The organism is Acinetobacter sp. YH12226, from assembly GCF_013417805.1.
Taxonomy (GTDB): domain Bacteria; phylum Pseudomonadota; class Gammaproteobacteria; order Pseudomonadales; family Moraxellaceae; genus Acinetobacter.
This window is the reverse complement of record NZ_VPDG01000005.1, coordinates 19075-33841: the sequence shown is the minus strand read 5'-3', so window position 1 is coordinate 33841 and position 14767 is coordinate 19075. Positions and strand designations below refer to the sequence as shown.

At 44.6% G+C, this 14767-nt stretch carries 14 protein-coding genes; 9 read left to right on the top strand and 5 right to left on the bottom strand.

What is annotated here, in order from left to right:
- Positions 1 to 49: 49 nt before the first annotated feature.
- The 7 genes from benC (at position 50) to pcaD (ending at position 6746) form a co-directional block, all read left to right on the top strand.
- The gene (benC, locus tag FTV08_RS07265; RefSeq protein ID WP_180086979.1) at positions 50 to 1066 is read left to right on the top strand and encodes a benzoate 1,2-dioxygenase electron transfer component BenC; all 1017 of its coding nucleotides are present in this window, start codon (positions 50 to 52) and stop codon (positions 1064 to 1066) included.
- A 17-nt stretch (positions 1067 to 1083) separates the two neighbouring features.
- Positions 1084 to 1869 carry a benzoate diol dehydrogenase BenD gene (gene benD / locus FTV08_RS07260; protein WP_180086978.1) on the top strand — a complete coding sequence of 262 codons (786 nt, stop codon included), beginning with the start codon at positions 1084 to 1086 and terminating at the stop codon, positions 1867 to 1869.
- A gap of 58 nt (positions 1870 to 1927) precedes the next feature.
- Complete coding sequence (benE, locus tag FTV08_RS07255) at positions 1928 to 3148, top strand: benzoate/H(+) symporter BenE (RefSeq protein ID WP_004894958.1); 1221 nt, start codon at positions 1928 to 1930, stop codon at positions 3146 to 3148.
- Between the two features lie 37 nt (positions 3149 to 3185).
- Positions 3186 to 3857: a 3-oxoacid CoA-transferase subunit A gene (locus FTV08_RS07250; protein ID WP_180086977.1), complete on the top strand. Its 672-nt coding sequence runs from the start codon at positions 3186 to 3188 to the stop codon at positions 3855 to 3857.
- Between the two features lie 19 nt (positions 3858 to 3876).
- Positions 3877 to 4533, top strand: a complete 657-nt coding sequence (locus FTV08_RS07245) for a 3-oxoacid CoA-transferase subunit B (protein ID WP_004731112.1) — start codon at positions 3877 to 3879, stop codon at positions 4531 to 4533.
- Positions 4534 to 4701: 168 nt separating this feature from the next.
- Positions 4702 to 5907 (top strand): 3-oxoadipyl-CoA thiolase, encoded by a 1206-nt coding sequence (gene pcaF, locus FTV08_RS07240; RefSeq protein ID WP_180086976.1) that lies wholly within the window; start codon positions 4702 to 4704, stop codon positions 5905 to 5907.
- 59 nt (positions 5908 to 5966) lie between these two features.
- Entirely contained in the window at positions 5967 to 6746 is a 780-nt protein-coding gene (pcaD, locus tag FTV08_RS07235; RefSeq protein ID WP_180086975.1) for a 3-oxoadipate enol-lactonase, read from the top strand.
- A 64-nt stretch (positions 6747 to 6810) separates the two neighbouring features.
- Here the strand turns inward: pcaD and FTV08_RS07230 are convergent, their stop codons facing one another.
- Complete coding sequence (locus FTV08_RS07230; RefSeq protein ID WP_180086974.1) at positions 6811 to 7698, bottom strand: DMT family transporter; 888 nt, start codon at positions 7696 to 7698, stop codon at positions 6811 to 6813.
- A gap of 477 nt (positions 7699 to 8175) precedes the next feature.
- Positions 8176 to 8619 carry a GNAT family N-acetyltransferase gene (locus FTV08_RS07225; protein WP_180086973.1) on the bottom strand — a complete coding sequence of 148 codons (444 nt, stop codon included), beginning with the start codon at positions 8617 to 8619 and terminating at the stop codon, positions 8176 to 8178.
- Between the two features lie 413 nt (positions 8620 to 9032).
- Here FTV08_RS07225 and FTV08_RS07220 point away from each other — a divergent pair, with 413 nt between their 5' ends.
- On the top strand, positions 9033 to 10100 hold the full coding sequence (locus tag FTV08_RS07220) for a putative zinc-binding metallopeptidase (protein WP_180086972.1): 1068 nt from the start codon (positions 9033 to 9035) through the stop codon (positions 10098 to 10100).
- 190 nt (positions 10101 to 10290) lie between these two features.
- Here the strand turns inward: FTV08_RS07220 and FTV08_RS07215 are convergent, their stop codons facing one another.
- Both FTV08_RS07215 and FTV08_RS07210 read right to left on the bottom strand, forming a co-directional pair.
- Positions 10291 to 11460, bottom strand: a complete 1170-nt coding sequence (locus tag FTV08_RS07215; protein ID WP_180086971.1) for a thiolase family protein — start codon at positions 11458 to 11460, stop codon at positions 10291 to 10293.
- 83 nt (positions 11461 to 11543) lie between these two features.
- Positions 11544 to 13325, bottom strand: coding sequence for an acyl-CoA dehydrogenase C-terminal domain-containing protein (locus FTV08_RS07210; protein ID WP_180086970.1), 1782 nt, complete (start codon positions 13323 to 13325; stop codon positions 11544 to 11546).
- Between the two features lie 499 nt (positions 13326 to 13824).
- Here FTV08_RS07210 and FTV08_RS07205 point away from each other — a divergent pair, with 499 nt between their 5' ends.
- Entirely contained in the window at positions 13825 to 14430 is a 606-nt protein-coding gene (locus FTV08_RS07205; RefSeq protein ID WP_180086969.1) for a TetR/AcrR family transcriptional regulator, read from the top strand.
- Between the two features lie 94 nt (positions 14431 to 14524).
- On the opposite strand, the gene FTV08_RS07200 is transcribed toward FTV08_RS07205, so the two are convergent.
- Entirely contained in the window at positions 14525 to 14719 is a 195-nt protein-coding gene (locus tag FTV08_RS07200) for a heavy-metal-associated domain-containing protein (RefSeq protein ID WP_180086968.1), read from the bottom strand.
- Positions 14720 to 14767 lie beyond the last annotated feature (48 nt).

Sequence of the window (14767 nt, the reverse complement as noted above, 5' to 3'; positions counted from 1 at the left end):
AAATTGGCTGAAAGGCTCAGTTACAAAGATTTATATAGGATATTCAGCCATGTCAAACCACAATGTTGCACTTCAATTTGAAGATGGCGTTACACGTTTTATTTCTGTTTCTGACGGAGAAACCCTGTCAGACGCAGCTTACCGTCAAAAGATCAATATTCCTTTGGACTGCCGTGATGGTGCTTGTGGAACGTGTCGTGCGTTTTGTGAATCAGGTTCATTTGACATGCCTGAAGAAACCTATATTGAAGATGCACTAACACCTGAAGAAGCCGCTGAAGGCTATATTCTGGCTTGTCAATGTAAACCGACTTCAGATGCAGTGTTCCAGATTCAGGCCTCTTCAGAAGTTTGCAAAACTGAAATTCATGAATTCCAGGGTACGCTGGCTCGTGTCGAAAACCTGTCTGATTCAACCATTACTTTTGATATCCAGTTAGATGAAGGTCAACCAGACATTCACTTCCTAGCAGGTCAATATGTCAATGTCGGAATTCCAGGCACCACAGAGACCCGTTCTTATTCATTCAGCTCAAAACCGGGTAATCGTCTGACTGGTTTCGTAGTACGTAATGTACCGAATGGGAAAATGAGTGAATTCTTGAGCAAAAATGCCCAAGCTGGCGACAAAATGACCTTTACTGGTCCATTTGGTAGCTTCTACCTGCGCCCTGTGACCCGCCCTGTCTTGATGCTAGCGGGTGGTACAGGTATCGCACCATTCATGTCGATGCTGCAAGTGCTGGAAGAAAAAGGTTCAGAGCATCCAGTGCGTTTAGTATTTGGTGTGACCAATGACTTTGACCTGGTAGCGATTGAAAAACTGAACGAACTGCAAGACAAATTCTCGTGGTTTGAATACCGCACAGTGGTTGCTAACCCAGAATCTGCACATGAGCGTAAAGGCTATGTGACCGGTCATATCGAAAATGAATGGCTGAATGACGGTGATGTAGATGTCTACCTGTGTGGTCCAGTACCAATGGTAGAAGCGGTTCGCGGCTGGTTAGATGCTGAAGGCGTTAAACCTGCAAGCTTCCTGTTTGAAAAATTCTCTGCCAACTAATAGAGGGAATTTGTTCAATGTCTAACCGTCAAAGATTTGAAAATAAAGTCGTCATTGTGACCGGTGCCGCTCAAGGCATCGGTCGCGGTGTCGCGCTGCAAGTGGCGAGCGAAGGCGCCCAAGTCGTCATGGCTGACCTTTCCCCTTATGTAGAAGAAGTTCTGGCTGAAATTGAAGCGACTGGCGGTGATGCGATTACGGTCAAAGCCAATCTGGAAACGTTTGCCGGTGCTCAATCAGTCGTTGAAAAAGCGCTAGAAACCTATGGCCGTGTCGATGTCCTGATCAACAACGTCGGTGGCGCGATCTGGATGAAACCTTTCGAAGAATTTTCTGAAGAGGAAATTATCAAGGAAGTGAACCGTTCATTGTTCCCGACGCTGTGGTGCTGCCGTGCAGTTCTTCCGGAAATGATTAAAAATCAGAAAGGTACCATTGTAAACGTATCTTCTATTGCGACACGCGGCATTAACCGTGTGCCATATTCAGCGTCTAAAGGTGGCGTAAATGGCCTGACGGCTTCCCTTGCCTTTGAACATGCCAAAGATGGTATTCGCGTTAACGCAGTGGCAACGGGTGGCACTGAAGCACCACCACGTAAAGTACCGCGCAATGCCAATCCACTGACTGAATCTGAAAAGGAATGGATGCAGCAAGTGGTTGATCAGACCATTGACCGTACTTTCATGGGACGCTACGGTACGATTCAGGAGCAAGTGAATGCAATTGTATTCCTGGCTTCGGATGAATCATCTTATATGACAGGTACAGTGGTACCAGTCGGCGGTGGAGATCAGGGCTAGTCCTGATCATCACGATTTTTAACAGGCTCATGGTTCGACGCAAGGAGGCACATCACCAATGAATACCCTGTTTCAGACATTAAAAAATGATTGGTCAATTTCAGCGACTGTTGCAGGATTTTTAGCAGTGCTAATTTCCTATTCAGGGCCACTGATCATTTTTTTCCAGGCGGCACAGCAAGCCCAGGTTTCCCCAGACATGATGATTTCATGGATTTGGGGAATTTCTATTGGTGCTGCACTCGCAGGTATCTTTTTATCGATTAAATACAAAATACCTGTTGTCACCGCCTGGTCTGCGCCCGGAACGGCTTTATTAGTCACGCTGTTTCCCGATATTTCGCTCAATGAAGCGGTTGCTGCCTATATCACCTCTGCCGTGGTGATTTTTTTCATTGGGATCACCGGTTATTTCGACAAATTGCTGTCCTGGATTCCTCAGGAAGTCGCTGCCGGAATGATGGCGGGGATTTTACTGCAGTTTGGTTTAGGGTTGTTTACCGCGACCGATACCATGCCCTATATCGTCTTTGGCATGCTGGCGGTATTTTTGCTGGCCAAGCGTTTCAGTCCACGCTATGCGATGGTCTGGGTACTGGTTGCCGGTGTGGTTTTAAGTATGTTACTGGGCAAGATTAACCCGGTCACGGCAGATTTTAGTCTGGCAATTCCGCAATTTATTGCACCAGAATGGACCTGGAGTTCAACCCTGAATCTGGCCCTCCCGCTCATTCTGGTCAGCCTGTCTGGCCAGTTTTTACCGGGAATGGCGATTATCAAACTCAGTGGTTATGACATGCCCGCCAAGCCAATTATTAGTGCAACCAGTATTGCCTCGCTTGCAGTGGCCTGTGTAGGTGGTATCACGATTGTCTTGGCCTCGATCACAGCTGCTTTGTGTCTGGGGAAAGATGCCCACGAGCTGAAAGAAAAGCGTTATATCGCTGGTGTGGCGAATGGGCTTTTTTACATTTTAGGCGGCTTATTTGCCGGCAGCATTGTCATGCTTTTTAGCCTGATGCCCAAAGAATTAATTGCGGCTTTGGCAGGACTGGCATTACTGGGTGCGATTGCCACCAACATTTCCGTGGCCATGGGCAAAGAGTCGCAACGTGATGCAGCACTGATCACCTTTTTAGCGACTGCTTCCGGCATGCATTTCTTGGGACTGAGTTCAGTCTTTTGGGGAATTTGCATTGGCCTGGTAGCACATTTTCTGCTGTCACAGAAAAACCGTAACGCAGTTCCGGTTACAGCATCAGATTCAAAACGAGTTTAAAGACATCCATCAGTTTAGGATATGTAAGGACCAGATTATGATAGATAAAAGTTCATTATCATTGAAAGAAGCACTCTCCCAGATCAAGGACGGTTCTACCATTATGATCGGTGGTTTCGGTACAACGGGTCAGCCTGCTGAACTGATTGATGGTCTGATCGAATTGGGTATTAAAGACCTGATTATTGTCAACAATAATGCCGGTAATGGCGATTATGGTCTGGCGAAACTGCTTAAAGCGGGCGCTGTGCGTAAAATTATCTGTTCTTTCCCGCGTCAGTCAGATTCCTGGGTATTTGACGAACTCTATCGTGCAGGCAAGATCGAACTGGAACTGGTGCCGCAAGGTAATCTGGCTTGCCGTATTCAGGCAGCAGGTATGGGCTTGGGTCCAATCTACACGCCTACCGGTTTTGGTACTTTGCTGGCTGAAGGCAAACCGACCATGAACTACGAAGGTAAAGACTACGTTTTAGAAAATCCAATTAAAGCTGACTTTGCTTTAATTAAAGCTTCTAAAGGCGACCGTTGGGGCAATCTGGTCTACCGTAAATCTGCGCGTAACTTCGGCCCGATTATGGCGATGGCTGCGGATGTGACGATTGCTCAAGTTTCTGAAGTGGTTGAACTGGGTGCACTGGATCCGGAACACATCATCACCCCGGGAATTTTTGTTCAACACGTTGTTCAAGTTAAACCTGCACAATAATTGGCATCGGAGATAAATAATGAGCTATAGCAAACTGACCCGTGACCAGATCGCTGAACGTGTGGCACAAGATATTCCTGATGGCGCTTATGTGAACCTCGGTATTGGTTTACCGACCAAGATTTCCAGCTACCTGCCAAGCGATAAAGACGTCTTCCTGCATTCTGAAAATGGCCTGTTGGCTTTCGGTCCTCCTCCTGCTGAAGAAGACCGCGATCCTGAGCTGATTAATGCTGGTAAAGAATTCGTAACTTTACTTGAAGGCGGTTCATTCTTCCATCATGGTGATTCTTTCGCGATGATGCGTGGCGGTCACTTAGACATCGCCGTACTGGGCGCGTTCCAGGTCGCTGAAAATGGTGACTTGGCTAACTGGCATACCGGTGCACCGGATGCAATTCCAGCAGTCGGCGGTGCGATGGATCTGGCTGTGGGCGCGAAGAAAGTCTTTATTACGACTGACCACGTGACCAAAAAAGGCGAGCCAAAAATCGTGGCTGAACTGACGTATCCGGCTACTGGCTTGAAATGTGTCGACCGTATCTATACCGACCTCTGCGTGATTGATGTCACCCCTGAAGGGATGAAAGTGATTGAGAAAGTTGAAGGTCTGTCATTTGAAGAATTGCAGTCATTGACTGGTGCCAAACTGATTGATGCGACTCAATCAAATTAAGGGGAAGTCCCTTCTTTCTTGCACTTAGTTTTAAAAGCAGTGCTTTAAAACATGTTCAGGAGGGATTTAGGGAGGATTTGAGGAATAAAACTACTTCATTAAATCCCTCCCAACCTCCCTTTAAAAAGGGAGGAGTTTTCTTCTTTTAAATATGTGAGCAAATACACAATGAAAAACGCATATATTATCGATGCCATCCGTACCCCATTCGGCCGTTATGCCGGTGGTCTCGCGCCTGTCCGTGCAGATGACTTAGGTGCGCTGCCAATTAAAGCTTTGATGGAACGTAATCCAAGTGTGAACTGGGAACAGGTCGATGACGTGATCTATGGCTGTGCCAATCAGGCCGGTGAAGACAACCGTAACGTCGGTCGTATGTCTTCTCTGCTTGCAGGTTTGCCTTATCAGGTACCAGCGACGACCGTGAACCGCCTGTGTGGTTCATCGATGGATGCCATCGCAATGGCAGCACGTGCGATTAAAGCCGGTGAAGCGAATCTGATTATTGCTGGTGGTGTAGAAAGCATGTCACGCGGCCCATTCGTGATGGGCAAGTCAGAAACGGCGTATGGCCGTAGCCAGAAGATTGAAGACACCACCATGGGATGGCGTTTTATCAATCCGAAACTGAAAGAAATGTACGGCGTAGAAACCATGCCGCAAACGGCTGAAAATCTGGCGGAACAGTTCAACATCAACCGTGAAGACCAGGACAAGTTTGCCTTGACCAGCCAGCAACGTACTGCAGCAGCACAGGCCAAAGGTTTCTATAAAAATGAAATTATTCCTGTAGTGATTCCACAGCGTAAAGGCGATCCGGTGGTTGTCGATACTGATGAACATCCGCGTGCATCTACCACTGCAGAAGCTCTGGCAAAACTGAAGCCTGTGGTGAAAGCAGAGGGGACGGTAACGGCGGGTAATGCTTCAGGGATTAACGATGGTGCAGCTGCCCTGTTGATCGCGTCTGATGAAGCAATTGCTCAACATGGCTTAAAACCACGTGCCAAAATTATTGGTTCAACCGTCGTTGGTGTTGAACCACGTATCATGGGCTTTGGTCCAGCACCTGCCATTAAGAAATTACTGGCGCAAACCGGTCTGACTTTAGAGCAGATGGATGTGATCGAGCTGAATGAAGCTTTTGCAGCACAAGCTTTGGCTTGTACTCGTGACCTTGGCATTGAAGATGGTTCAGAGAAAGTCAATCCGAATGGTGGTGCAATTGCTTTGGGCCATCCACTTGGTGCATCTGGCGCACGCTTAGTCACAACCGCACTCAACCAGCTGGAACAAACTGGCGGTAAATACGGTCTTTGTTCAATGTGTATTGGTGTCGGTCAAGGCATCGCTTTGATTATTGAACGCGTCTAACAACCTATTAAAAAGATAAACCTCCTCCCTTTTTTAAAGGGAGGTCGGGAGGGATTTCAATGCCAACATTTACATCCAACGATGCCCAGATCAATTACCAGACCTTTGGTGATGCCAGCAAACCTGCCCTGGTTTTTTCTAATTCATTGGGTACTAAATTCAGCATGTGGCAACCACAAATTGAATTTTTCCAGCAAGACTATTTTGTCATTTGCTATGACACTCGTGGTCATGGGGCTTCCTCTGCACCACAAGGTCCGTATAGTCTTGAACAGTTAGGTCAGGATGTGGTCAATCTGCTGGATCATCTGAATATCCAGAAAGCCGCTTTCTGTGGTATCTCGATGGGCGGTTTAACCGGTCAATGGTTAGCGATTAACAAGCCTGAACGTTTTAGCCACGTGATTATTTGCAATACTGCTGCCAAGATTGGTCAGGAACAAGCCTGGCTGGAACGTGCCGCGTTGGTGCGTGAACAAGGTCTGGCACCGATTGCATCAACTGCAGCATCACGCTGGTTTACCGAACCCTTTATCCAAAGCAACGCAGCGACAGTTGCAGAACTTTCAAACGACCTTGGAGCTGGCAGCCCGGAAGGTTATGCAAGTTGTTGCGAAGCTTTGGCTAAGGCGGATTTACGTGAACAGATCAAAACGATTTCAGTGCCGGTACTGATTGTGGCCGGTCAGCAAGACCCCGTAACGACTGTTGCAGATGGTCAAGCCATGCAAGCTGAAATTGCACAAAGCCAGCTGTTTGAAATCAATGCCTCGCACATTTCCAATGTGGAGCAACCAGAAGCCTTTAATCAGGCAGTTCAGAAATTTATTGCCGCTTAAACAGATGCAAAGAAAAAGCCACTTTTCGAAGTGGCTTTTTTTATCTTCTCAATATTCGTTCAGATTAGGCCCAGATCACTAAAATCGCTGCAATCACTACTAAGCCCAGACCCCAATGCTCGGTACGTGCCAGTTTTTCTTTAAAGAAATATGCCGAAATCAGCATACTAAACAGAATCTCAATTTGTCCTAAGGTTTTCACGACCGGCACACTCATCATGCTCATGGCAGTAAACCAGCCTAGTGATGCCATAAAACTGCACACACTCACTTTAAAAGTTAAGCCCAGACGCTGCCACATGGCCACTAAAGTCTGGCGGCTGAATAGGCTTAGATAAAGCAGCATACTCAGGCACTGAAAACTGATCACCATTAACAGCACCCAGGCCGCACGATGCAAGGTTGGTAAAGTGGTTAATTCCAGACTGGCTTCGCGTACCAGTAGTGAGGTAATGGCAAAACTTAATCCACTGCCAATCCCGATCGCCAATGTTCTGGCTGAAAACCCACTGACCTGTTGGCCTTTACTCAATAAAAATACCGCATATCCGCCTAGTGCCACACCAATCCACGCCAGGAATGACAAATGATCCGCTAAAAAGGTCACGCCAATAATGGCTGCAAGAATGGCTTCACTTTTCGCCAACCCCACTCCAACGGCATAATTTTTTTGCTTGAACAGTTGCACCATCAGTGCCGTAGCTAAAATCTGACTGCAACCCGCAATCACCACATAGACCCAGAACTTGGGCGTGAAGTGAATCACACTTTCAACTGGCTTGAAATAATACAGGCTGCTCAGGTAAAGCGCAGCGAATGGCAAACCGAAAATAAAGCGTGCCAGGGTGACTCCCCACACATCGACCGTGGTGCTGAGCTGTTTTTGAAAGGCGTTGCGCCAAGCCTGCATAAATGCAGCAATTAAAGTGAAAAAAATCCAGCTGAATGCCATCTACTGATCGCTATTACTACAAAAATGAATTAATTCTATGTCTTAACAAAAGGACTGACTAATTAAAAATAGGATGCTGGCCAATAGCAGAAAGTTTGGCTTAATTTGGAAAGATTCCAGCTGAAAAAATGCAATGTGATCTGCCAGTCATTTTAAAACGTGAAAATGGTACTAATTTTGCTTAGTCAAACCTTCCTAGGCTGATGTGTACAGTGTGTATTTATTCTATATGTTTAAAGTATGTAATTAGACCTGAAGTGTAATTGAACTCTTTTCTACTTGGCTCCAATATGAAATGCAATAACAACAAGTATTCATCAGTGAAGACGAATACCCCTGTACCAGATCGCCGGATGCTATCTCAAGTAATGGCACATTGTTATAGGTGAAATCACCTATAAAACAGTCAGAAAATGACCATTTTTTTGGAAAATTTTGGAATATAAAATTGTGCCTAACAGTTTTTTTAATTTTCTTTTAAAAATCTGGATAATCCTTTCGCATCGGGATAAAACGGATTCCATGTTCTTCCGTGTATTTTCCCGTTTCCACAAAACCAAAGCGCTTGTAAATATCCAAGGCATAAAGACTGGATTTTACCGTAATAATTGAATGGCCTTGACGGCGGATCTCGCTTTCTAAAAAGTGCCACATTTGCCGGCCATAACCCTGCCCCTGATAGACTTGGTTCAGGAAAAAATGCATGAAGTGTGCAGGTTCCATATAAGCCACGACGCCTATCACCTGATGGTCAATTTCTGCCACAAAATAATGAATGTCCGGACGCTCGAAAATGGTCTGGATCATCTCAGGCTGAAAGCGCTGGCGCCCCTCTTCTGAACTGATCACGGCATCGACAAAGGGCGCAATCGCATCGACAATGGCACGAGTATCCTGAAGATTGGCTTTTCTAATTTTCATGTTTTTTTAAATTTCTCTTTATTAAGTTGTATACATTAAAAAGTTATTTTTATTAAAAGTTAGCTGCTTTAGCTGTTCTTGAATGGGCTTCCCCCAAATTTAAAAACCAGTCGGAATATTCGGTAATATTCTTCAATACGCCTTGTCCGTATTTTAAGACGGCAACTCACTCTATTTAAAAAATCTATTTATATAAAACCTTGTTTAACTACACTTTTTTATTAAAAAAGATTCAATTGATGTTTCATTTAATATCAAGCAGCCTATATTTACAATTCATCCATATAGAATTTTCAATGAAATTTTTATGATGTTTCTTTATCAGGAAGAAATTTAGGTAGGCATTCTGAACCTTTCTTGGTGTTCATCGAACATAAAAATTTTAGGTCGTTCGCTTCCCTACAGGGAGTTTAATGAAACATTTTGAATGTGCCGTCTGCAAGCAACAGCTGTTTTTTTACAAATCAGTTTGTGATCACTGTCTGTCACCGATCGGTTATATCGCTTCGGAAAAAGAGTTGTGCGCATTTGAAAAACAGAGCGCTGAGCGATGGGTTCCAATCGCCAAGAACTACCAGCATGCCAGTTATAAACCCTGCCACAATTACGTTCATTATCAAGTATGCAATTGGATGATTCCTAGCGATGAAGATGAGGAATTTTGTGAATCCTGTCAGTTGACCCATGTCATTCCTGATCTGGAAAATTCTGAGAACCTGATTTACTGGTTTCGACTGGAAGAAGCCAAACGTCGATTCCTTTATTTAGCACAGCGCATGAACATGATGCCACGCCCCAAAAAGTCTGAAGATGATCCATTTGGTCTGCGTTTTGATTTTCTCCTGCCCCAAGAAGATAAGCCTGTTTTAATTGGTCATGCCAATGGGGTCATTACCCTCAATGCCATTGAAGCTGATGTGGTTTATCGTGAAACTACACGCGTGAATATGGGTGAAAACTACCGGACTTTATTGGGCCATTTTCGTCATGAAAGCGGCCATTATTATTTTGCACTCATGCAACATATGCATCCGGAACTGTTAGATGAATTCCGTCAGTATTTTGGCGATGAGCGGCAAGACTACAGCAAGGCACTTGAACGCCATTATAACGAAGGCGCGCCAATCAACTGGCAGGAAAAGTATATTAGTGCTTATGCTACCGCCCATCCCTGGGAAGACTGGGCAGAAACCTGGGCGCATTATCTGCATATGATGGAAACACTGGAAACTGCCTACTATGGTGGTATGTGTGTCGAAGGAAATGGCAGCTATCTGGCCAGTATGGATTTTAAAGAATGCCCGATTGGTGGACAGGATTTTGAACATATTCTGGAAAACTGGGTCACCTTGACCTTTAATCTGAATGCCTTAAACCGTTGTATGGGTCTGGAAGATGCCTACCCGTTCAAGCTGAGCGAAGCGGTTAAAGACAAGTTACGATTTATTCACCGGCATGTGCTGGAAAAAGTTTTTAAATAATTTAAAAAGTAATTTTTATAGTAAAAATATAGATGGAATGGGATCAGCAAAGTCTGAAAATATGGATTTTATTGTGTATTTTAAAAATTAATATGATTTAAAGAATCCCTGCTCCTGGCGAACCAAGAGCAGCAACTTTTGAATGAATCAGTATTTAGTTCGCTAACTGAATATAGGATTTAGGATGGGCTTAAACCAGTTCCACAGCAATCGCAGTCGCTTCCCCACCACCGATACATAAGGATGCAATCCCTTTCTTGCCGCCAGTACGTTTTAAGGCATGAATCAAGGTCACAATAATACGGGAACCAGAAGAACCCAATGGATGACCAAGTGCACAGGCACCGCCATTAATGTTCACTTTTGCTGGATCAAGTTTAAAGCCATCAATGGCTAACATGGTCACCATGGCGAACGCTTCGTTGATTTCCCAAAGGTCAACATCCTGAGCATCCCAACCGGTTTTTTTCAGGACTTTTTCAATCGCACCAACCGGTGCAATGGTAAATTCTGATGGATGCTGCGAATGGCTGGCATAGGCCAGAATATGAGCTAGCGGTTTTAAGTTACGCTGTGCAGCAATTTCGCTCGAGGTGATCACCAGTGCTGAAGCACCATCTGAAATTGAACTGGCATTTGCCGCAGTAATGGTTCCGTCTTTTTTGAACGCTGGACGCAGAGTTGGAATTTTGTCAGCCTTGGCATTTAAAGGCTGTTCATCCTGTTCCACCACCACATCGCCTTTACGGCTACTGACAGTGACCGGTACGATTTCATCTTTAAAGAAACCTTGCTGCACCGCCGTCACGGCTTTATTTAAGGAACCAATCGCATAGTCATCCTGCTGCTCACGGGTATAACCTTTTTTATCCGCCATTTCCTGAGCAAGAATTCCCATCGACAGGCCTGTTTCCGCATCTTCCAGACCTTCCTGGAACATATGATCAATGACCTTTCCATGCCCCATACGGAATCCGGCACGTGCCTTGTCCATCAAATATGGTGCGTTCGACATCGACTCCATACCGCCAGCCACCACAATCTCTGCTGAACCGGCTTTGATCGCATCTGCTGCCTGCATCACGGCTTTCATACCAGAACCACAAATTTTATTAATCGTGGTCGCCCCCGTGGAATCCGGTAGACCCGCCTGACGCATGGCCTGACGTGCCGGACCCTGTTTTAAACCAGCAGGAAGAACGCAGCCCATAATCACTTCATCAATATCATTGGCCGACAGACCTGCACGTGCCACTACTTCTTTAATTGCCACAGCACCCAAATCTGGCGCGGTACAGCTTGACAATGAACCTTGAAAACCGCCCATCGCGGTACGTACTGCATCTACAATTACGATCATTTTAGTTTCATCCTTTTTCATCATTGTTATCAACCCTACATAGCCAAAGCACTGTAGGGCTGGTCCTTCGCAATCATTGCGGGTTAAGCCTGTGCGGTAAAATATGCTTCAGGCAATTGCATGACCAGTTCCGCACCGGCCTGAATACGCTGGATTCGTGCACTCAAATCCGGAAGTACTTTGGCAACATAGTAGTTGGCCAGTACCAGTTTGTTCTGGAAGTAACTATCTTCTTTGGCTGCGGCGGCTTTGCTAATCCGCGCATACATATAGACAAAGCTGAGCAGCCCAACCGCATGTAAATAATCGACAGCAATCGAATTAGCAAAATCAGGGTTCAGCTTAGACTGCTCGACGATGAATTTGGTGATATCTTCAAGTTGCTGGCAGGCTTCTAATGTCGCCGTTTTAATCGTCAATGAATCATGTAAATTTTGGGCAAATTCACGGATTTCAGCAATATATTCCGCGATATAAGCCCCATTACATTTGGTGGTTTTACGCCCAATCAGGTCAATCGCCTGCACGCCATTGGTGCCTTCATAAATCTGTGAAATACGCAGGTCACGAATACACTGTTCCATGCCCCATTCACGGATATAACCATGACCACCGAAGCACATTTGCGCTTCCAGTGCAGAATCCAGTGCCTTGTCGGTCAAATAAGCTTTGGCGATTGGCGTTAACAGCGCCACACGGTCAGTCGCTTTACGCACCGCTTCAGGGTCGGTTGAGTATTTGGTAATATCCAGTTGTTGACCTACATACACCGCAAACGCACGTGAAGCTTCATTGTTAGCACGTACATTGAGCAGCATACGGCGTACATCGCCATGGACTAGAATTGAATCGGCTGGTTTTTCTGGAGATTTTGCACCAGTTGATGCACGGCCCTGTAAACGGTCCGTCGCATATTGTGCCGCATTCTGGTAGGCAAATTCTGCTGCACCAATGCCCTGAATTCCCATAGACAAACGTTCGTAGTTCATCATCACGAACATGCCGGCCAGACCTTCATTTTCATTGCCAACCATATAGCCCTTGGCGCCGTCAAAGTTCATGACGCAGGTCGCCGAGCCTTTAATTCCCATTTTATGTTCGATTGAACCGGCAGATACTGCATTACGCTCACCCAGTGATCCATCTGCATTGACCAGGAATTTCGGCACAATAAATAATGAAATACCACGTGAACCTGCTGGTGCATTCGGAGTTTTTGCCAGCACCAGATGAATGATATTTTCACTCAGATCATGCTCGCCGCTGGTAATAAAAATTTTGGTACCGGTAATATTATATGAACCATCTTCATTCGGTTCAGCTTTGGTCTTGATAATGCCAAGATCTGTGCCGGAATGTGGTTCAGTCAGACACATGGTGCCCGACCATTCACCCGTATAGAATTTTGGTAAATAAGTTTCTTTCTGTTCCTGTGAGGCGCGGTCATTGATGGCCATACCTGCACCCACAGTGAGTAGTGGATAAAGCATAAAAGATGGATTGGTGCTCCAGATCATTTCATCCGCCAGAACCGTGAGCATCTTCGGCATATTTTGTCCGCCCCATTCTTCAGGAGCACCCAAGCCTACCCAGCCACCTTCGGCAAACTGTTTAAAGGCTTCCTTGAAACCAGCCGGCGTAATCACCTCACCGTTTTTAAACTGAGCACCACCCTCTTCGTCTGCAGGACGATTCAGGTCAAGAATAACATTCTTGGAAAATTTGGCCATCTCTTCCAGAATTGCATTTGCCGTCGCCATATCTAAATGTGCAAGATTTTCATTACCTTGCCAAAATTGTTCCGCTTGGAATACATCATTTAAAATAAATTCCATGTCTTTTAGCGGCGCATTATAAATCGGCATTTTTAAATTCCTTAAAGGGTGATACTCAATCCTGTTGCTAAATATTTTCTAATTTTCATTAGGATCCAGACAGGCCATTTTAAAATCGTGATATCCAATTCTTGCAGTATTAAATCTAAATCTAGATTCATAAATTTGCCTTGTAAATCACGTCTTCATGTTCAGTATGAGTGACTGAATATGCCAGCTTAATATTGATCGTTTTCCTGTGCTAAACCCTGATGAATATGGGCTTAAAACAGTCGAAGGATTTAGCTTCGTGCGCTGAAACAATAAAATAATTATACTGAAAATGGAATTTTATTTAGCAAAGTTGATCTCTAGGGTTCAGTTTTCTTGACAATATTTCTGTCTGCTTAGCATCGCTATTTTTATTTGTCAGCAGTTGCTGCATAAATATACAAAATGAGATAAATATCACGACCTTAGTTTTATAGCCATCGCGTGCAAAATTGCATATTCTTGAAAGGTTCTTTTTCGAAAAGTATGGACCAAGAAGATGACGACTGTAAGACAGCAGAACTTCCTTCTTCGTAAAGAGAAGATCCTCAGCATGGCGGAAAGCCTGCTACTGGATAATAATCAGGACATTACCCTGAGTGAGCTGGCTAGTGAACTGGACATCGCAAAAGGAACCATCTACAAACATTTTAAAAGCAAGAACCAGTTATATTTAGAACTGATTATTCTGAATGAAAAAAGAATTCTAGAAATATCAAAAAAGCATAATAACGATATTAAAAATTATGTTTCACAATATATGCTCTATCACATGCTCAATTCAAACCGAACCATCCTGTTGCATGTCATTGAAGAGCGTTTAACCAATAACGAAAAAAATATGAAAGAGTTATTTCAGGAGCTTTATCGTATTCGTGAAGAACGAATTATCCGGATTAAAGACATCACCCATGATTATCTGGTGGCTTTAGAAAGTGCTATGTCGATTCGCGATTATTTGTCTTATATCTGGACAGTCACCTATGGCGCTTCGCTGTTATTAAATTCGACCAATTACCAAAAAGCGATTGGGTCACGTGAACGTCTGATTAAGCTGTATATTAATCAGGCACTCATGACGCCAGATAAAATCTCATCGGTATAATCACTATAATAAAAAATGCCTGATTCGATCAGGCATTTTTTATTTGGCTGTATAATTTCATACGATCATTAAGCGCGATCTAACACGACAATGATCAGGCTGCCACAGGCGGGAAACCATCTTCAGTTAAAGCTGCAACAATCTCAGACTCACTGGCTGTCGATTCAACTTCAAGCAGCTTAGTGGCCACATCAATATTCACAGTGGCATTCTCATCCAGATCTTTAATCGTAGCCGTGACACTGCGCGCGCAGCCACCACAGGTCATGTTTTCAATACGGAATTTCATGTTTAGCTCCATAGGATCAATTTAAAGTTTATCTGATTCGGCAGACTA